This window comes from Lysobacter sp. S4-A87 (assembly GCF_022637455.1).
Lineage (GTDB): Bacteria > Pseudomonadota > Gammaproteobacteria > Xanthomonadales > Xanthomonadaceae > Lysobacter_J.
The window spans coordinates 1018383-1036858 of sequence record NZ_CP093341.1 but is presented as its reverse complement, the minus strand read 5'-3'; the positions used below and the strand labels follow the sequence as shown (position 1 = coordinate 1036858).

Sequence of the window (18476 nt, the reverse complement as noted above, 5' to 3'; positions counted from 1 at the left end):
TCGACGATGTCCGATCTGTTGTGGCAAAAACCCGGCGTCAAGGTCGACGCGCGCATCCAGCAGTTCCTCGCCGGCGAGGACGTGATCCTGGACCGCGAGTTCTTCCTGTTCGACATCCAGGCCAGTCGCGCGCACGCCGAAGGCCTGCAGCAGATCGGCATCCTCGATGCGGACGAGCTTGCCGGCCTGAAGACCGAGCTGGAAACACTGGCCGAAGACTTCCGTGCAGGCCGCTTCATCCTCGACGAGCGTTTCGAGGACTGCCATTCGGCGATCGAATCGCGCCTGGTCGAACGGCTCGGTGACGCCGGCAAGAAGATCCACACCGGCCGCAGCCGCAATGACCAGATCCTGGTGGCCACGCGCCTGTGGCTGAAGGACCGCCTGGCGCGCGTGGCGGCCACGTGCCGCGAGAGTGCCGAAGTGGCGCTCGCCCGCGCCGAGGCCGAGCAGGGCGTGCCGCTGCCGGGCTACACCCACCTGCAACGCGCGATGGTGTCGTCGCTGGGCATGTGGTGGGCGGCCTGGGCCGAAGGCTTCATCGACAACGCGCAGCGCGCCGTGCAGACGCTGCAGTGGGTCGATGCCAATCCGCTCGGCAGCGCGGCCGGCTACGGCGTCAACCTGCCGCTGGCGCGCGACCACACCACCGCCGCGCTCGGCTTCGGCCGCATGCAGGTCGCGGCGACCTACGCGCAGATATCGCGCGGCAAGTTCGAGATGGCCGCGATCGAGGCGCTGTCCTCGGCGCTGCTCGACCTGCGCCGCCTGGCCTGGGACCTGAGCCTGTTCACCAGTGCCGAATTCGGTTTCGTGGCGCTGCCGTCGCAGTACACCACCGGCAGTTCGATCATGCCGAACAAGCGCAACCCCGACGTCATCGAGCTGATGCGCGCGAGCTATTCGGCTGCCGCCGCCGCACGCACCGAAATCGAGCAGCTGCTGTCGCTGCCGTCGGGCTACCACCGCGACCTGCAGTTCTCCAAGGGCGCGATCTTCCACGCTTTCGGCCGCGGGCTGGGGGCGCTGGAGCTGTTGCCGGACCTGCTGCGGAACCTGGAGTGGAAGGCCGAGCGCATGCGCGAAGCGCTCGATCCTTCGATGTATGCGACCGACCTGGCCGTCGACCTGGCACGACAGGGCCTGCCGTTCCGCGAGGCCTACAAGCAGGCCGCAGACCCCGCACGCTGGGAACAGGGCGATCCCGAAGCGAGCCTGGCGGCACGGGCGTCGCCCGGCGCTGGCGCCGAACTGCGGCTGGGCGAACTGCGAAGCCGACTGGCAGCATTGCGATGAGCATGCCTGGAAGTACCGCCGACACCGCCGTCCGGGACTTCCAGGCACAACCGCTGCCAGGCTGGCGGCGCGCCGTACTCAAGGTCGGCAGCAGCCTGCTCGCCGGCTTCTCCGACCAGCCCGACGCGGCGGGACTCGACCCTCGCCATGCCGCCGGGCTCGCGCGCTTCATCGCCCAGGCCCGCGCGCAGCAGCGCGAAGTGGTGCTGGTGTCGTCTGGCGCCGTCGCTGCCGGACGTGGCCGCATCGGTGCCGGTGGCGACAGCCTGGTGCTCCGGCAGGCGTTGGCCTCGCTCGGCCAGGCCTCGTTGATGGGGTTCTGGCAACAGTTGTCGGAGCAGCCGGTCGCGCAGGTCCTGCTCACCCACGACGACCTGCGCAACCGCCGACGCTACCTCAACGCCCGCGCCACGCTGCGCGAACTGTTGCGCCTGGGCACCTTGCCGATCATCAACGAGAACGACGCCGTCGCCGTCGACGAACTCAAGCTCGGCGACAACGACAATCTCGCCGCGGCCGTGGCCTCGCTCGTGGATGCCGATCTGCTGCTGATCGCCACCGACATCGGCGGGCTCTACAGCGCCCACCCGCAACGCGATCCCGATGCGCGCGCGATCAACCGCATCGAGCGGATCACGCCCGAACTGCTGCTGGCCGCCAGCGGCGGCGCCGGCAAGCTCGGCACCGGCGGCATGCGCACCAAGCTGGAGGCGGCGGCCAAGGCGACCGCGGCCGGAATTCCCACCGCGCTGTTCTGCGGTCGCAACGATGCGGTGGTGCGGGCACTGGGCGAGGGGCAGTTGCACGGCACGCTGGTGCTCGCACAGGGCGACCGTCTGCGCGCACGCAAGCAATGGCTGCGGCATGCGCCCTCGTCAGGGCGGCTGCTGGTCGACGACGGCGCGGTCGCGGCGCTGCACCGCCAGGGCGCATCGCTGCTGCCCGGTGGCGTGGCCGCCGTCGAAGGCGACTTCCGCCGCGGCGACGTGATCGAGATCGTGGCCACCACGACCGGCGCCGAGCCGTTCGCGCGCGGCCTGGCGCAGTACAGCGCGATGGAAATCGGCCGGATCGCGCGCAGGCACAGCAACGACATCGAAGCCGTGCTCGGCTTTCGCTATGGCGAATCGGTGATCCACCGTGACGATCTGGTGCTGCTGGTCGTCGACCCCGAGGTGAAGGCATGAGCGGTTACGTACGCAACCTCGCCGAGCGCGCGCGCGAAGCATCACGGGTCCTGGCGGCGCTGGATGGCGATGCGCGCCGGCGACTGATCGAACGCATGGCGCAGTTGCTCGAGCACCACGGCGCCGCACTGCTGGCCGCGAATGCAGAGGACATGGAGCGCGGCCGCGCAGCCGGCCTCGGCGCGGCCCTGCTCGACAGGCTGAAGCTGGATGAGGCGCGCATCGCGGCAATGGCCGCGGGCGTGCGGGAAGTGGCCGCGCAGGCAGATCCGCTGGGGCAGGTGACGCGCAGCGAGGTGCGCCCCAACGGCATCGTGATCGAGCGCCAGCGCGTGCCGCTGGGCCTGATTGCGATGATCTACGAGGCCCGACCGAACGTGACCGCAGATGCCGCGGCGCTGTGCCTGAAGGCCGGCAACGCGGTGCTGCTGCGCGGCGGCTCCGAGGCGCGCGCGAGCAATGCCGCGATTGCCGCCTGCCTGCACCAGGCATTGCGCGAAGAGGAGCTACCGGAGGCGGCCGTGTCGCTGGTCGCCGATCCGGCGCGCGAGCACGTGCTGGAACTGCTGCAGCTGTCGGACCTGATCGACCTGGCGATTCCGCGCGGCGGTGAAAGCCTGATCCGCTTCGTCGCCGAGCATGCGCGCGTGCCGGTCATCAAGCACTACAAGGGCGTCTGCCATCTCTACGTCGACCGTGCCGCCGATGTCGGCAAGGCGCTGGACCTGCTGGTCGACGGCAAGGCCTCGCGACCCGGTGTCTGCAATGCGCTGGAGACGTTGCTGGTCCATCGCGACATCGCCGCGGACTTCCTGCCCGCGGCGCTGCAGCGCCTGGCGGCGCGCCAGGTCGAGGTGCGCGGCTGCGGACGCACGCGCGCGTTCTCCGACCAGGTGGGGCAGGCCGAAGACGCCGACTACGCCGCCGAATACCTGGACCTGATCCTGGCGGTGCGGGTCGTCGACGGAATCGGGGACGCGCTGGCGCACATCGCCCGCTACGGCTCGGACCACACCGAAGTGATCGCCACCGGGGATGTTGCCGCCGCGGAAGCGTTCGTGCGTGGTACGCGCAGCTCAGCGGTGATGGTCAACGCCTCATCGCGCTTCAACGATGGCGGTCAGCTCGGCCTGGGTGCCGAGATCGGCATCTCGACCACGCGCCTGCATGCCTATGGGCCGATGGGCGCCGAATCGCTGACCATCGAGCGGTTCGTGGTGCGCGGGGAAGGGCAGGTGCGGCACGAGGAGTCGCGGCAACGCTGACTTCGCTGCCACGTCCGCGCGTTGGCTAGACCTGCAGTCGCTGCGCTCCGCTCCATTCCTCGCCTGGCGCCAGCGTCACCGGCATGGCAATCGTGCCTGACTCGACGCAGACGAAGTGCCGGTGCTCACCGGCGCCCAGATCGGCCATCCCCGCGGCCAGCGCCGCGCCGGGATTCCACAAGACGGTGTCGCGGAAACCATCGGCGCTGATGCGCATGGCATCGTTGCCCTGGGCAAGCAGCAGGTCGTGGGCGCAATCGGGGTAGAGCCGGTCGACCTCGGACTGGAAACGCACCGGTTCACCTTCGGCCGCGGCGAGCCGGCCATCGCGCGTGTCTTCGAAGCCGGCCGCTTCCAGGCCCTGCACCGATGTCGCGTCCAGGTCGTCCACGCGCAGGTAGGTGTGCAGCGCCGCGGTGAAGCTGAAGGGCGCCTCGCCCTGGTTGCCGATGGCGAGGCGGACCGTCAGCGCGCCTGGCGCCAGCGCGACGTGCAGGCGCGCGCGGAACCTCGCCGGCCACAGGCGGCGGGTGTCCTCGTTGTCGATGAGTTCCAGCACGGCTCCCGGAGTCCCGGCGTCGGCCTCGATGCCCACGTAGCGCCAGGAAAGCAGTCGCGCGAAACCGTGTTTGACCATCGGCCCGCGCCCGCCGAACTGAGGGAAGATCACCGGGATGCCGCCGCGAATGGCGGCGCGGGTGGCGGCGCACTGGGCAAGACTGGCGCGCGGGCTCAGGTAGAGGCGCTCGCGGCCCGGTGTGGGCTGCCAGGACAGCACGTGGGCACCATGCAGGCAGATCTCGGCGACGGCGCCGTCAGCGGCGTTCAGGCGCAGGCACGCGCTGCCATCGCGCTGGAAAGGTGTGCAGGAGAGATCCATCGGCCATCAACGGAAAAGCGGGCCGACATCATCGCGGCGCCGCGCTGCCGGTCGCAACCGGCGCAAACGAAAAACGCCGGCAGGGCCGGCGTTTCGTCGTTTTACAGCGTGTCCAGCAGCTTTGACCGGCCTTGATCCACATATGGATGCGGAGTTGGTCGGGGAGACAGGATTTGAACCTGCGACTTCTACGTCCCGAACGTAGCGCTCTACCAGGCTGAGCTACACCCCGGCTGCTGAGCCGCAAATTCTAGTCAGTGAGGCGGGGTCGAGGCAAGGGGTTGGACACAAATTCCTTCAATCCGGTGTCAGTCCGGTTGCGACCGGTTGGGGGAAAAGCGGTCGCAACGGCTAAACTGTTGACGATTTCCCCCTCTACACCGCGAATCCACCGCGTGCCCGCCAAGCCTGTACGGTACCGGGCCGCGTTCGCGGCCTGTCGTCACTGGAGCCTTGCTTGATCAAGCCGCGCACCCCGCCCGGGGTCATGGAGCTGCTACCTCCTGACCAGATCGCCTTCCAGCGCATGCTGGACACGATCCGCCGCAATTTTGAACGATTCGGCTTCCTGCCGGTGGAAACGCCGGTCATGGAGCTGTCGGAGGTGCTGCTGACCAAGTCCGGCGGCGAAACCGAACGGCAGGTGTACTTCGTCCAGTCCACCGGCGCGCTGGGCAAGGGCTCCGAGGGCGCGGCCGGCGAGGGCATGCCCGAGCTGGCGCTGCGCTTCGACCTGACCGTGCCGCTGGCGCGCTACGTCGCCGAGCACGAGCACGAACTGGCGTTCCCGTTCCGCCGCTACCAGATGCAGCGCGTCTACCGTGGCGAACGCGCACAGCGCGGCCGTTTCCGCGAGTTCTACCAGTGCGACATCGACGTGATCGGCAAGGACGCGCTGAGCGTGCGTTTCGATGCCGAGCTGCCGGCGGTGATCCATGCGGTGTTCTCCGAGCTCGACATCGGCGCGTTCACCATCCAGCTCAACAACCGCAAGCTGATGCGCGGCTTCTTCGAGGCCCAGGGCATCGTCGACGGCGAACTGCAGGCGCTGGTGCTGCGCGAGGTCGACAAGCTCGACAAGCGCGGCGAGGACCACGTCCGCGAGACCCTCACCGGCGAAGGCTTCAACCTGTCGGTCGATGCCGTCGCGCACATCCTCGAGTTCGTCAAGGTGCGTTCGTCCTCGCACGCCGATGCGCTGGCCCAGCTCGATGCGCTGGGCGAGGGCAACGAGGCACTGCGCGAAGGCGTCGCCGAACTGCGCGAGGTGCTTGAGCTCGTGCGCGCCCTCGGCGTGCCGGAAAGCGCCTACGCGCTGAACTTCTCGATCGCGCGCGGCCTCGACTACTACACCGGCACCGTCTACGAGACCACGCTCAACGACTACCCGCAGATCGGTTCGATCTGCTCGGGCGGCCGCTACGAGAACCTGGCCAGCCACTACACCAAGTCGAAGCTGCCGGGCGTCGGCATCTCGATCGGCCTGACCCGGCTGTTCTGGCAGCTGCGCGAGGCCGGCCTGCTCGGCAACGCCGCCGGCAGCACGGTGCAGGCGATGGTCGCGCTGATGGATGGTCAATCGCTGACCGATGCGCTCGAGATCGCCCGTCGCCTGCGTGCGGCCGGCATCAACACCGAAGTGCAGATGGAGGCGCGCAAGATCGGCAAGCAGTTCCAGTACGCCTCGCGCGCCGGCATCCGCTTCGTCGCCCTCGCCGGTGACGACGAGAAGGCGCGTGGCGTGGTCGCGGTCAAGGACCTGCTGCGCGAGGAGCAGTTCGAAGTGCCGCTGGAGGAACTGGCGAGCACGCTGCGCGTGGAGCTGGAACAGTACCGCGCACTCGCCGGCCGCTGAGGCCGGCGCAAACGCAGGCGGGGTGGACGATCCGGTCCGCCCGCGCCGTTCAGGACAGGGGACGCCGGCGCACGCCCAAGTGCATCCGCCGGCGCAGATGGCAGTCAGCTGCAAGGTGAAACGATGAAACCGATCCGACTCGATGGCCGCTCGCTGACCCGCGCGCAGCTGGTGGACGTGGCCTACGGCGCGCATGTGCAGCTGGCACCGGAGCAACTGCCGGCGGTGACCCGCGCGGCCGAGTTCCTGGCCGAACAGGTCCGGCGCGAGGAACCCATCTACGGTGTCTCGACCGGCTTCGGCAGCAATGCCGACCGCCTGCTCGGCAACCACCACCTGCGTGACGAACTGCCCGGCGCCGCGCGCTCGGACGTCACCCTGCACGAGGAGCTGCAGCGCAACCTCATCGTCACCCACGCCGTCTGCGTCGGCGAAGCGTTCGCGCCGGAGATCGTCCGCGCGATGCTGTGCATCCGCATCAACACGCTGATGCGCGGTCACTCCGGCATCCGCGTCGAGACCCTGCAGGCACTGACCGCCATGCTCAACGCCGGCATCGTTCCGGTGGTGCCGCAGCTGGGTTCGGTCGGCGCCAGCGGCGACCTCGCACCGCTGTCGCACCTGGCGATCGTGCTGCTGGGCGGTGGCGAAGCCTTCTTTGAAGGCGAGCGCATCCCGGGTGGCGAAGCGCTCAGGCGCGCCGGCCTGTCGCCGGTGACGCTGTCGTACAAGGAAGGCCTGGCGCTGAACAACGGCACCGCGCAGATGCTTGCCTGTGGCGTGCTCGCACTGGCGCAGCTGGAGGACCTGCTCGACACCGCCGACCTCGCCGCGGCGATGACCATCGATGCCTTCGCCGGCCGCCTTGGCGCGTTCGCCGAGGAAGTGCACGCGCTGCGCCCGCACCCGGGCCAGGTGCACAGCGCCGCCCATCTGCGCGACCTGCTCGGTGGCTCCACGCTGGCCGACATCCCGTACCACCTGGTGCCGAAGTTCCGTGCCTGGCAGCCGCGCAGCTGGGACACGCCCGAATCGCAGGCGCTGCGCTTCGACATCGGTTGGGACTGGGTACCGTTCAGCCAGCGCCACGGCCGCGAGAAGTTCTACCTGCGCTTCCGCCCGTTCCGCGGCGGCAAGAAGCACCAGCCGCAGGACAGCTACTCGCTGCGCTGCATCCCGCAGGTCCACGGCGCCGTGCGCGATGCCGTCGCACAGGCCGCGCGCGTGCTCGAGGTCGAGCTCAACGCGCTGACCGACAACCCGATCATCTTCCCGGATGCCAAGGCCGAGTTCGTCGAGCAGCAGGTGATTTCTGCCGGCCACTTCCACGGCATGCCGCTGGCGCTGGCGATGAGCTACGTCAAGGCGGCCATTCCGGTGCTGGCGAGCATTTCCGAGCGCCGCCTCAACAAGCTGGTCGATCCGGCCACCAACGACGGCCTGCCGGGCTTCCTGATCGGCAACGAGGACTCGACCGAGTCCGGGCACATGATCGTGCAGTACACCGCCGCGGCCATCGTCAACGACCTGGCCAGCCGTGCCCACCCGGCGTCGGTCTATTCGATCCCGACCAGCGCCAATGCCGAAGACCATGTCTCGATGGGCGCCAACGAGGCGCGCCACGTGCTGGCGATGGCCGATGACCTGGGCAAGGTGCTGGCGCTGGAGCTCTACACCGCCGCGCAGGCGCTGGACCTGCGCCGCGACATGATCAACGCCGCGCGCGACCTGGCCGATCGTGCCGATGCGCGTGCACTGGCCGCGAAGGTGCAGGGCGCACCGGCCGCCGACAGCCCCGAGTTCGACGCCTTCCTGGCCGAAGTCGAAGGCTTGCGCGCCGAACTGGCCGCAGCCGGCGAATTCCATCCCGGTCGAGCAGTGGCCGCCGCGCACGCGGCAATCCGCGAAGCGATTCCGTTCCTCGATCGCGACCGCGCCATGGATGGCGAAGTCGCCACCGCGGTGCGGCTGGTGAAGCAAGGCACCATCCTGGCAGCCGCGCGTGCTTGAAGCTCGTAGTCCCCAATGAAGGGCTAGAGCGCGTTGGGAGCAACGTCCATGGGTTCCCGCCTTCACGGGAATGAACGGGTTCCGACGCTATCGAAGTCTCTGCAACGAATCCCCGGCCCGGCGGCCGACGCCGTTCCGCAGCACAAGCCCAGCACGCAGCAGCAACAGCACCAGCAGATCCCTCACTTCAGACCGTCTCCACCTGCGACGTCCGCACGCAGTCGCGGCCGTCGGCCTTGGCCCGGTACAGCGCCTGGTCGGCCAGCTGCAGCAGCGGATCGATGCCGCCGAACGACACCGTCTCGATCGCATGCACGCCGATGCTGGCCGTGACGGTGATGTGGCTGTCGGCGCTCTGGAACGGCTGATCGCGCAGATGCTGGCGCAGGTCCTCGGCCACCTGGGTCGCCGCCGACAGGTTCAGGCCCGGCAGCACGATCACGAACTCCTCGCCGCCGAAGCGCGCCAGCAGCGCATCGTGATGCGGACGCAGACCATGGCCGAGCGTCCGCGCAGCCCAGCGCAGGCAGTCGTCGCCGATCAGATGGCCGTGCTGGTCGTTGATCAGCTTGAAGTTGTCCAGGTCGATCATCAGCAGCGACAGCGGGCGCCGATGCTCGCGCGACTGCCGCAGCAACGACTCGAAGCGGTCGCGGAAGTGGCTGCGGTTGTGCAGCCCGGTCAGGGCGTCGCGCTGGCTGCTCTCGCGCAGGCGTGCGTGCGCATCCTCGAGTTGACCCAGCGCGCTTCGCAACTCCGTGGTGCGCTGCTCGACCTTGTGCTCGAGCTGGTCCCTGGCCTCGCGGACGATGCGCTCGTTCTCGTTGCGCAGCGCCGCGTAGCGGTGGCCCAGTGCGATCGACAGCAGCAGCATCTCCAGCGCCGAACCGATCTGGACCCCATACTCCGTGATGAACGTCTTGGGCATCATGCCGAAGGCGATGGCGACGAACAGGCCGGTGCCGAGCAGGAACATCGCCCACGCCAGCAGGAACAATTGCGCCGGCGCATAGCCGCGGCGCACGACCGAGATCGACACCACCGCGATCCAGGCGATGCTGACCAGCACCGCCGCCGACGCGATCGGCGTGGAGATGTGGTACGGCAACCACGTCGATGCGATGCCGAGCAGGGCGAAGAACGAAATCAGGCCCAGGCCGATCCGGTCACCGAGGCGCCAGCGTTCGCGCAGGCCGAGGAAGATGCGGGCGAACTGCTGCATGCCGATCTGCGCCAGGCAGATCGACAGCGGCACCATGCGGTCGCTCAGCCATGACGACTGCGGCCACAGGTACTCGAAGCCGAAGCCGTTGAGGGTGAACAGCACCAGCCCGAACGCCGACAGGTGGAACAGGTACCAGAAGTAGCTGGCATCGCGCAGGCTCAGCCACAGCGCCAGGTTGTAGAAGAACAGCGCGAGCAGGATGCCGTAGTACAGCCCGATCACGAGCTGTGCATCGCGCGAGAGTTCGGCGAAAGCGACGGGCGTGTAGATGTCCAGCGGCACCTGCATCGAGCTCTCGCTGCGCACGCGCACGAATACGTCGACCGGCTGGCCCTGCGGAAACGTCAGCCAGAAATTGGGGTGGCGGTAACGCACGCTGCGGGCGCTGAAGGGCAGGTGGTCGCCACCGGCCTGGAAGGTCGTGTGGCCGTCGGCGTAGCGCGCATACACATCGATGTTGTCGCTGAGCGCGTAGCTCTGCACCAGCAACCAGCGCTGCTCGGGGTTGCCGTGGTTGACGACGCGCGTGTGGAACCAGAAAGCGCCGGTGCGGAAACCGAATGCGCTGCGTCCGCCCGGCAGGGGTGCGAACTGTCCCTGCGCCAGCCGCCGCGCGACCGCGTCGACATCATCTTCGGCAGAAGCGTCGTGGTAGTAACCCAGGTAGGGCGACAGGGCCACGTGCTCGACATTCGCGCCCAGTGGCAGCGTCATCGAGCCCGTGGTGCTGGCCTGGACGGGTACGGCCAACAGCAGGCACAGGCTTGCCAGCCATGGCCACCACCAACGCCAAGAACCACGTCCCATGTCTCCCCCTTGCCCAGTCGCCGGTGCCGCCGCGGAGCGGACGGTGTCGGCGTGCGCGCAGCTTATGCGCGCTCGATTCAGTTGCGCCATCCGTCCCCGTCAGGCTCGGCTGACACCTATATCCGTATCGCCTGGCAAACGGCGTGAATGCCGCCGACAGGCCTTCAGCCGGGCAGGGGCGTCGCCCGCAGGGTTGACGGGGGTCCCGATGCCGGATTAATGTATTAGCACGTTATTACATTAATACAAGATCATGAAGCGACGTCCCCAGGAAATGGATCGTGGCGAGGACGACCTCGCCGGCCTCGCCTCGGCCTTGCTGGGGCTGCGCAGCCCGGAGGAGGTCCGGGCCTTCCTGGAGGACCTGTGCACGCCGGCCGAGCTGGAGGCGATGACCGACCGCTGGCGTGTGGTCCCGCTGCTGTACGGCAACGTCCCGTACCGCGAGATCCACGACCGCACCCAGGTCAGCGTCACCACCATCGGGCGCGTCGCCCGCACCCTCGAACGCGGCGCCGGCGGCTACGCCATCGCCTACCAGCGTCAGACCGGCGAGACCGGACCGGCGTCCCCCCGCAACAGCGATTAGCCGAGTCCGCCGTCGATGAGTCCCCCAGCCAATACCCCGGTGCGCGATCGTCTGCGCATCGCCATCCAGAAATCCGGCCGACTGGCCGAACCGGCGCGCGCGCTGCTCGCCTCGTGCGGCCTGAGCTGGCGGGAGAGCCGCGATCGCCTGTTCTGCTACGGCGAAAGCCTGCCAATCGATCTGCTGCTGGTGCGCGACGACGACATCCCCGGCCTGATCGCCGACGGCGTCTGTGACCTGGGCATCGTCGGCCGCAATGTCCTGCTCGAGCAGGACGGCAGCCGCACTACCGATCGAGGCGCAGGCAACGGCCGCGCGTCGGCGTTCCGCGAGTGGCGTGCACTCGGCTTCGGTGGCTGCCGGCTGGCCCTGGCGGTGCCCGATGCCTGGGACTGGCAGGGTCCGCAGCAGCTGACCGGCAAGCGCATCGCCACCAGCTACCCGGCGTTGCTGTCGCGCTGGCTCGAGGAGCAGGGCATCGCTGCCGACGTGGTGCTGCTTTCGGGTTCGGTCGAGATCGCGCCGCGACTGGGCCAGGCCGAGGCGATCTGCGACCTCGTCTCCAGCGGCGCCACGCTGTCGGCCAACCAGCTCAAGCCGGTGATGACGCTGCTGGAGAGCGAAGCGGTGCTGGCCGGACCCGCCGAGGCGTTCGACCCGGTTCGCGGCGAACTCGCCGACCTGCTGCTGCGCCGCCTCGATGGCGCGCTGCGCATCCGCCACAGCAAGCTGCTGATGTTCCAGGCCCCGCGCAACCTGTTGCCGAGCCTGTTGCCGCTGCTTCCCGACGCCGAAGCACCGACGGTGATGCGCCTGGACGATGGCGACGACCTGGCGTTGCAGGCGCTGTGCCACGGTGCCGTCACCTGGCAGCGTCTGGAGGAACTCAAGCGCGCCGGCGCGCGTGGGCTGATGGTGTTGCCGGTCGAGGGCATGCTGGCATGAGCGCCACTGCCACTGCGCTACTGATGCGCCGCGCCGACTGGAACCGGCTCGACGATGCCGAACGCAGCCAGCTGCTGCGTCGTCCCTCGCAGCGCACGTCGACGATCACCACGACCGCGGTCGCGGCGATCATCGAGGAGGTGCGCGACAACGGGGATGCCGCATTGCGTGCCTTCGCATTGCGCTTTGACGGCGTCGCACTGGACGACCTGCGCGTCGGCGCCGACGAACTGCGTGCCGCCGACGCGAAGCTGACACCGGCTTTGCGCCAGGCCATCGACGAAGCCGCCGCCCGCATCGCCCTGTTCCACGAGGCCGGCATGAGCAATGCCTACGCCATCGACACCGCCCCTGGCGTGCGCTGCGAGCGCGTGCTGCGGCCGATCCGTCGCGTCGGCCTGTACGTTCCGGCCGGATCGGCGCCACTGCCGTCGACCGCGCTGATGCTGGGCGTGCCGGCGCACCTGGCCGGCTGTCCCGAGGTGGTGCTGTGCACGCCGCCGCGGCGCGACGGCACGGCCGACCCGGCCGTGCTGTACGCAGCGCAGCGTTGCGGCATCGATCGCATCTTCAAGGTCGGCGGTGCCCAGGCCATCGCCGCGATGGCATTGGGCACGGACAGCCTGCCGCGTTGCGACAAACTTTTTGGTCCCGGCAACGCCTATGTCACCGAGGCCAAGCGGCAGGTGGCGATGGGCCAGGACGGCCCGGCCATCGACATGCCGGCCGGTCCCTCGGAAGTGCTGGTGATCGCCGACGGCGGCGCCAACGCCGCGTTCGTCGCCGCCGACCTGCTGTCGCAGGCCGAACACGGCCCGGATTCGCAGGTGATCCTGCTCAGCGACGATGAGGCAATGCTCGATGCGGTTGCGACCGAAGTGCGCGAGCAACTGCAGGCGCTGCCGCGCGCCGCCATCGCCCTGGAGGCGCTGGCTGCCTCGTGCGCAATCCGTGTCGACTCCATCGAGCAGGCCCTGCAGGTAAGCAACGACTACGCACCCGAGCACCTGATCCTGGCCGTGCGCGAGGCACGCCGATGGTTGCCGCGCGTGCAGGCCGCCGGTTCGGTGTTCCTCGGCGACTGGGCTCCGGAAGCCCTCGGCGACTACTGCAGCGGCACCAACCACGTCCTGCCTACCAGCGGTGCGGCGCGATTCAGCGGCGGCCTCAATGTCGCCAGCTTCCAGATCGCGATCACCGTGCAGGAAGTGCAGCCCCAGGGTATCGAGGCGATCGGGCCGTGCGCGGTGGAACTGGCGCGAGCAGAAGGGCTCGACGCGCACCTCCAGGCCGTGGCGCTGCGCCTGCAGGCGGTGGCGGCATGAGCGCGGCCGCCGACACGCTGCGTCCGGCCACCAGCCCCTTGCAGCTGGTGCGTGAGGACCTGCGCGGCTTCGCCGGATACCAGTCCGCGCGCAGCCAGCGCCTGCAGGGACAGGTCTGGCTCAACGCCAACGAATCGCCGTGGTGCAACGACGCCGACCGCGAAGGAACCCTGCGCCGCTACCCCGATCCGCAACCGCAGGCCCTGCGCAGCGCCCTGGCGGAGCTTTATGGCTGCGCGCCGGCACAACTGCTGGCGGGGCGCGGCAGCGACGAAGGCATCGATCTGCTGGTGCGTGCGGTTTGCCGCCCCGGTGGCGATGCAGTGCTGGTCACCACGCCCACGTTCGGCATGTATGCCGTCAGTGCCCGCTTGCATGGCACGCGCGTGGTCGACGTGCCGCTGTCCGAAACCGCGCAGGGGTGGCAGTGCGACTTCGCTGCGATCGCTGCAGCGGTGCGGCGTGATGGCGTGAAGCTGGTGTTCCTGTGCTCGCCGGGCAATCCGACCGGCGCGCTGCTCGCGCTCGAGGACATTGCGGCCCTGGCGCGCGAACTCGACGGCCAGGCACTCGTCGTCGTCGATGAAGCCTACCTGGAGTACGCCGACGCGCCGTCTGCCATCGGCCTGTTGCCGGGACAACGCAACGTCGTCGTCCTGCGCACGCTGTCGAAGGCGCATGCGCTGGCGGCGGCACGCATCGGCAGCGTGATCGCCGATGCCGATCTCATCGAAGTGCTGCGACGTTGCCAGGCGCCGTACCCGCTGCCTGCCGCCTGCACCGCGCAGGCGCTGCAGGCATTGGCGCCGGTGGCACGCGCACGCACTGTCGAGCGTGTCGCCGCCATTCGCAGCGAGCGCGATGTCCTGCGATCGGCGCTGTCCAGCCTGACGTGCGTGCGACGTGCCTACGACTCGCGCGCCAATTTCGTGCTCGCGCGTTTCGACGATGCCCAGGCCGCATTCGACCGCCTGCTCGCCGCCGGCGTGGTGGTCCGCGACATGCGCGCCGCCGCCGGCCTCGAAGATGCGCTGCGCATCAGCCTCGGAACGCCGGAGCAGAACCGGCAGGTGCTGTCCGTGCTGTCCATGCCGGCGGAGGGCGCGCCATGAGTGCGACGCCCATCCTGTTCGTGGACCGCGACGGCACGCTGATCGAGGAACCGTCCGACTTCCAGATCGACCGCTTCGACAAGCTTCGCTTCGTCACCGGTGTGATCCCGGCGATGTTGCGGCTGCGCGATGCCGGCTACCAGTTCGTGATGGTCACCAACCAGGACGGCCTCGGCAGCGAGGCGTTCCCGCGCGCGGACTTCGAAGGCCCGCACACGCTGATGATGCAGGTGTTCGAAAGCCAGGGAATCCGGTTCCGCGACGTGCTGATCGACACCAGCCTGCCGGCCGACAACGCGCCCACGCGCAAGCCCGGAATCGGCCTGGCGCTGCCGTATCTGCAGGACCGTGGAATCGACTGGACGCGCTCGGCCATGGTCGGCGATCGCGAAACCGACAACGCATTCGCCCGCAACCTCGGCATCCGCGCCTTCCAGTTGCGCACCGCCCAGTTCGGCGGCGAGTGGGACTGGAGCGGTATCGCCCATGCCCTGGCGGACGTGCCGCGGACCGCACGCGTCACGCGCACCACCTGCGAGACCCGGATCGAAGTCGGCCTCGACCTGGACCGCAGCGCCGATCCGGCAGTGACGACCGGCCTGGGCTTCTTTGACCACATGCTCGAGCAGATCGGCAAGCACGGTGGTTTCGCCCTGGAGCTCCGCTGCGAAGGCGACCTCCATATCGACGAGCACCACACCGTCGAAGACAGTGCCCTGGCGCTGGGCCAGGCCCTGCGCGAGGCGCTGGGCGACAAACGTGGCATCGGTCGTTACGGCTTCACCTTGCCGATGGACGAAAGCCTGGCCAGTGCCGCGCTGGATTTCTCCGGCCGCCCGTACTTCGTCTTCGACGGTGCCTTCAACCGCGAGCGTGTCGGCGGCCTGCCGACCGAACTGGTGCCGCACTTCTTCCGCTCGCTGTGCGAGGGCGCCGGGCTCAACCTCAATCTGCGCGTGCAAGGCGAAAACGACCATCACAAGGTCGAAGCCTGCTTCAAGGCGGTTGCGCGCGCGTTGCGCCAGGCGATACGGCGCGAGGGAAACGAATTGCCCAGCACCAAGGGCAGCCTGTAGCGCTTGCCGCGCAATGAAGTGATGAATGTGACTGGAGTGCAATCACAAGTGACCGAAGTGGTGCTGATCGACTGGGGTGGGGGGAATATCGGCTCGGTGCGTTACGCGCTTGAGAGGTTGGGTGCGCGCGCGGTGCTCAGTGCCGACGCCGCGACCATCTCCGCTGCGCAACGCGTGATCCTGCCCGGGGTCGGTGCTGCGCCGCCGGCGATGGCGCGGTTGCGCGAGCTCGGGCTGGTCGAGCCGATCCGTCGGCTGCGGCAGCCGCTGCTCGGGATCTGCCTGGGCATGCAGCTGCTGTACGAGTCCTCCGACGAGGGCGACGTCGAATGCCTGGGCCTGCTGCCCGGCCGCATCGTTCGCATGACATCTGGACCGGGGGTTCGCGTGCCGCACATGGGTTGGAACCAGTTGCAACCGTCGCAGCCGACGGGGCTGCTCGACGGCATCGATGCCGGCGCGCACGCCTACTTCGTGCACAGCTACGCGGCACCTTTGAGCGCGGCCACGCTGGCCAGCAGCGATCATGGCGGCGGCTTCACCGCGGTGGCCGGGCACGGCCGCTGCTTTGGCGCGCAGTTCCACCCGGAACGGTCGGCGGCGGTGGGCCAGCGGCTGCTGGCGAATTTCCTGGCAATGGAGGCGGCATGAGCGCCGATCCGTTGCAGATGCCGGTGCCTGGAATGGAATTCGAGCTGTATCCGGCCATCGACGTGCGCGAAGGCCACATGGTGCGCCTGCACCAGGGCGACTACGGGCGCGAGACACGCTACGGGGAACGCCCGCTCGAGATGGCGATGCGCCATGCCCGCCTGGGTGCGCGCTGGTTGCACCTGGTCGACCTCGATGCCGCGCGTCACGGCGGCTACACCCTGCAGCCGCTGCTGCGGGTGCTGGCGCGCACGACTTGGCTGCGCGTGCAGACCGGTGGCGGGGTACGCAGCGAGGAGGATGTCGCCGAGATCCTGCAGGCCGGTGCCGACCGCGTCGTGGTCGGCTCGCTGGCGGTGCGCGAACCCGAGCGGGTGCTGGAGTGGGTCGAGCGCTTCGGCCCGGAGCGCATCACCATCGCCCTCGACGCGCGTCAGGACGCCGACGGCGAATGGCAGCTGCCGGTATCGGGCTGGACCGAAAGCAGCGCCGCCCGGCTCGAGACGCTGGTACGGCGTTTCGCCAATGGCGGCGTGCGTCATCTGCTCTGCACCGATATTTCCCGCGACGGCACGCTCGGCGGACCGAACCTGGATCTGTACCGGCTGATTGCCAGTCTGGCGCCGGAGCTGCTCGTGCAGGCATCGGGCGGTATCCGCGACGTCGCCGACATCCTGGCTGCGCGCGCGGCCGGTTGCAGTGGCGCGGTCCTGGGCAAGGCGCTGATCGAGCAACGCTTTGCCCTCGATGATGCGCTCGAGCGGGTGCGGCGATGCTGAGCCGGCGCATCGTGCCGTGCCTGGACGTGCGCGACGGCCGCGTGGTCAAGGGCGTGCGCTTCCGCGACCACGTCGACATGGGTGACATCGTCGAGCTGGCGCTGCGCTATCGCGACGAGGGCGCCGACGAACTTGTGTTCTACGACATCACGGCCAGCCCGGAAGGCCGCAGCGTCGACCGCGCCTGGGTCGAACGCGTCGCGCGCGAAATCGACATCCCGTTCTGCGTCGCCGGTGGCATCCGCTCGGTGGAGGACGCACGCGCGGCGCTCCATGCCGGTGCCGACAAGGTCTCGATCAATACCCCGGCGCTGGAGCGTCCGCAGCTGATCGGCGAGATCGCCGATGCCTTCGGGCAGCAATGCGTCGTGGTCGGTATCGACAGCCTGCGCGATGAGGACGGCCAATGGCGCGTGCGCCAGTACAGTGGCGACCCGTCGCGCACACGGGCATTGCCGCAACGCACGCTCGACTGGGTCGACGAGGCTCAGCAGCGTGGCGCCGGCGAGATCGTCCTCAACTGCATGGGCAGCGATGGCGTCCGCGAGGGCTACGACATCGAGCAGCTTCAGGCCGTGCGCGAGCGCTGCCTGGTGCCGCTGGTGGCCTCGGGCGGCGCCGGCAGCATCGGCCATTTCGCCGACGTGTTCCGCGAAGCCGATGTGGATGCCGCGCTGGCGGCGAGCGTGTTCCACTCCGGCGCCGTGCCCATTCCCGAACTCAAACGGCACTTGCGCGAGCAGGGCATCGAGGTGCGCGCATGACCGCTGAAGCTGCTTCGCTGCAGTCACCTTTCGACGAGCTCGCCTGGGAGAAGCAGGGCGGTCTGCTGCCCGCCGTCGTGCAGGACGCCGACACGCTCGCGGTGCTGATGCTTGGCTACATGGACCGCGATGCGTTGCAGGCAACGATATCCAGCGGCCACGTGACGTTCTTCAGTCGCAGTCGCCAGCGCCTGTGGACCAAGGGCGAGAGTTCCGGCCATTTCCTCGAGCTGGTGTCGGTCGAGCCCGACTGCGATGCCGACACGCTGCTCGTACTTGCCCGGCCACAGGGACCGACCTGCCACCTCGGTCGCGCCAGCTGCTTCCCGCAGGCGCCTGCGCGCTCGTCGTTCCTGGGCGAACTCGATGCGCTGATCGTCGCGCGTGACCGCGAGCGTCCGGCGGGCAGTTACACCACGTCGCTGTTCGAGGGCGGCATGCGCCGCATCGCGCAGAAGGTAGGCGAGGAGGGCGTGGAAACCGCCCTGGCCGCGGTGGCGCAGCCGGACGAGGAACTGCTGGGCGAGGCCGCCGACCTGATCTTCCACCTGATGGTGTTGCTGCGCGCGCGCGGCCTCGGGCTGGCGGAGGTCGAAGCGCTGCTGCGACAACGCCATCGTGGCTGAGTGTGGCGGGCCGGCGGGCGACCCTTCCGGTTGCTGCAGCCCGGGCCGATAATCACCCGGCCACCGCGAATCCCTGGAACGCCA

Annotated in this window: 16 protein-coding genes and 1 tRNA gene; 14 read left to right on the top strand and 3 right to left on the bottom strand. The window is 69.0% G+C overall.

What is annotated here, in order from left to right:
* Positions 1-6: 6 nt before the first annotated feature.
* From argH to MNR01_RS04585, 3 genes are read left to right on the top strand one after another with little or no spacing between them, the layout of a single operon-like run.
* Positions 7-1296, top strand: a complete 1290-nt coding sequence (gene argH, locus MNR01_RS04595) for an argininosuccinate lyase (protein ID WP_241919784.1) — start codon at positions 7-9, stop codon at positions 1294-1296.
* Entirely contained in the window at positions 1293-2483 is a 1191-nt protein-coding gene (proB, locus tag MNR01_RS04590) for a glutamate 5-kinase (RefSeq protein WP_241919783.1), read from the top strand. Before argH ends, proB begins: the two co-directional genes overlap by 4 nt.
* Complete coding sequence (locus MNR01_RS04585) at positions 2480-3748, top strand: glutamate-5-semialdehyde dehydrogenase (RefSeq protein WP_241919782.1); 1269 nt, start codon at positions 2480-2482, stop codon at positions 3746-3748. Before proB ends, MNR01_RS04585 begins: the two co-directional genes overlap by 4 nt.
* 25 nt (positions 3749-3773) lie before the next feature.
* Here the strand turns inward: MNR01_RS04585 and MNR01_RS04580 are convergent, their stop codons facing one another.
* The gene (locus tag MNR01_RS04580; protein ID WP_241919781.1) at positions 3774-4628 is read right to left on the bottom strand and encodes a D-hexose-6-phosphate mutarotase; all 855 of its coding nucleotides are present in this window, start codon (positions 4626-4628) and stop codon (positions 3774-3776) included.
* Between the two features lie 155 nt (positions 4629-4783).
* A tRNA-Pro gene (locus tag MNR01_RS04575) sits at positions 4784-4860 on the bottom strand.
* A 225-nt stretch (positions 4861-5085) separates the two neighbouring features.
* Here MNR01_RS04575 and hisS point away from each other — a divergent pair.
* Both hisS and MNR01_RS04565 read left to right on the top strand, forming a co-directional pair.
* Complete coding sequence (gene hisS / locus MNR01_RS04570) at positions 5086-6483, top strand: histidine--tRNA ligase (protein ID WP_241919780.1); 1398 nt, start codon at positions 5086-5088, stop codon at positions 6481-6483.
* Positions 6484-6606: 123 nt separating this feature from the next.
* Entirely contained in the window at positions 6607-8493 is a 1887-nt protein-coding gene (locus tag MNR01_RS04565) for an aromatic amino acid lyase (protein ID WP_241919779.1), read from the top strand.
* A gap of 187 nt (positions 8494-8680) precedes the next feature.
* Here MNR01_RS04565 and MNR01_RS04560 read toward each other — a convergent pair whose 3' ends face one another.
* Positions 8681-10525 (bottom strand): diguanylate cyclase, encoded by a 1845-nt coding sequence (locus MNR01_RS04560; RefSeq protein WP_241919778.1) that lies wholly within the window; start codon positions 10523-10525, stop codon positions 8681-8683.
* 253 nt (positions 10526-10778) lie between these two features.
* Between MNR01_RS04560 and MNR01_RS04555 the strand changes: the two genes are divergently transcribed.
* Genes MNR01_RS04555 through hisIE form a run of 9 tightly spaced genes read left to right on the top strand, consistent with a single transcriptional unit; the run spans position 10779 to position 18392 of the window.
* Entirely contained in the window at positions 10779-11114 is a 336-nt protein-coding gene (locus MNR01_RS04555; protein WP_241919777.1) for a YerC/YecD family TrpR-related protein, read from the top strand.
* Between the two features lie 15 nt (positions 11115-11129).
* A complete protein-coding gene (gene hisG, locus MNR01_RS04550) occupies positions 11130-12059 on the top strand; it encodes an ATP phosphoribosyltransferase (RefSeq protein ID WP_241919776.1) in 930 nt (309 codons plus the stop codon).
* 23 nt (positions 12060-12082) lie between these two features.
* Entirely contained in the window at positions 12083-13384 is a 1302-nt protein-coding gene (gene hisD, locus MNR01_RS04545) for a histidinol dehydrogenase (protein ID WP_241920530.1), read from the top strand.
* The gene (gene hisC / locus MNR01_RS04540) at positions 13381-14496 is read left to right on the top strand and encodes a histidinol-phosphate transaminase (protein WP_241919775.1); all 1116 of its coding nucleotides are present in this window, start codon (positions 13381-13383) and stop codon (positions 14494-14496) included. The genes hisD and hisC overlap by 4 nt, the downstream gene beginning before the upstream one ends.
* Positions 14493-15572, top strand: a complete 1080-nt coding sequence (gene hisB, locus MNR01_RS04535; protein WP_241919774.1) for a bifunctional histidinol-phosphatase/imidazoleglycerol-phosphate dehydratase HisB — start codon at positions 14493-14495, stop codon at positions 15570-15572. Before hisC ends, hisB begins: the two co-directional genes overlap by 4 nt.
* Before the next feature lie 48 nt (positions 15573-15620).
* Positions 15621-16223, top strand: a complete 603-nt coding sequence (gene hisH, locus MNR01_RS04530) for an imidazole glycerol phosphate synthase subunit HisH (RefSeq protein WP_241920529.1) — start codon at positions 15621-15623, stop codon at positions 16221-16223.
* 32 nt (positions 16224-16255) lie between these two features.
* Positions 16256-17002, top strand: a complete 747-nt coding sequence (hisA, locus tag MNR01_RS04525) for a 1-(5-phosphoribosyl)-5-[(5-phosphoribosylamino)methylideneamino]imidazole-4-carboxamide isomerase (RefSeq protein WP_241920528.1) — start codon at positions 16256-16258, stop codon at positions 17000-17002.
* On the top strand, positions 16996-17766 hold the full coding sequence (gene hisF, locus MNR01_RS04520) for an imidazole glycerol phosphate synthase subunit HisF (protein ID WP_241919773.1): 771 nt from the start codon (positions 16996-16998) through the stop codon (positions 17764-17766). Before hisA ends, hisF begins: the two co-directional genes overlap by 7 nt.
* Entirely contained in the window at positions 17763-18392 is a 630-nt protein-coding gene (gene hisIE / locus MNR01_RS04515) for a bifunctional phosphoribosyl-AMP cyclohydrolase/phosphoribosyl-ATP diphosphatase HisIE (protein WP_241919772.1), read from the top strand. The genes hisF and hisIE overlap by 4 nt, the downstream gene beginning before the upstream one ends.
* The last annotated feature ends 84 nt before the right edge of the window (positions 18393-18476 follow it).

Coding starts and splice junctions, on each gene's coding strand:
- argH (WP_241919784.1), top strand. CDS start 7: ATGTCCGATCTGTTGTGGCAAAAACCCGGCGTCAAGGTCGACGCGCGC.
- proB (WP_241919783.1), top strand. CDS start 1,293: ATGAGCATGCCTGGAAGTACCGCCGACACCGCCGTCCGGGACTTCCAG.
- MNR01_RS04585 (WP_241919782.1), top strand. CDS start 2,480: ATGAGCGGTTACGTACGCAACCTCGCCGAGCGCGCGCGCGAAGCATCA.
- MNR01_RS04580 (WP_241919781.1), bottom strand. CDS start 4,628: ATGGATCTCTCCTGCACACCTTTCCAGCGCGATGGCAGCGCGTGCCTG.
- MNR01_RS04565 (WP_241919779.1), top strand. CDS start 6,607: ATGAAACCGATCCGACTCGATGGCCGCTCGCTGACCCGCGCGCAGCTG.
- MNR01_RS04560 (WP_241919778.1), bottom strand. CDS start 10,525: ATGGGACGTGGTTCTTGGCGTTGGTGGTGGCCATGGCTGGCAAGCCTG.
- MNR01_RS04555 (WP_241919777.1), top strand. CDS start 10,779: ATGAAGCGACGTCCCCAGGAAATGGATCGTGGCGAGGACGACCTCGCC.
- hisG (WP_241919776.1), top strand. CDS start 11,130: ATGAGTCCCCCAGCCAATACCCCGGTGCGCGATCGTCTGCGCATCGCC.
- hisD (WP_241920530.1), top strand. CDS start 12,083: ATGCGCCGCGCCGACTGGAACCGGCTCGACGATGCCGAACGCAGCCAG.
- hisC (WP_241919775.1), top strand. CDS start 13,381: ATGAGCGCGGCCGCCGACACGCTGCGTCCGGCCACCAGCCCCTTGCAG.
- hisB (WP_241919774.1), top strand. CDS start 14,493: ATGAGTGCGACGCCCATCCTGTTCGTGGACCGCGACGGCACGCTGATC.
- hisA (WP_241920528.1), top strand. CDS start 16,256: ATGGAATTCGAGCTGTATCCGGCCATCGACGTGCGCGAAGGCCACATG.
- hisF (WP_241919773.1), top strand. CDS start 16,996: ATGCTGAGCCGGCGCATCGTGCCGTGCCTGGACGTGCGCGACGGCCGC.
- hisIE (WP_241919772.1), top strand. CDS start 17,763: ATGACCGCTGAAGCTGCTTCGCTGCAGTCACCTTTCGACGAGCTCGCC.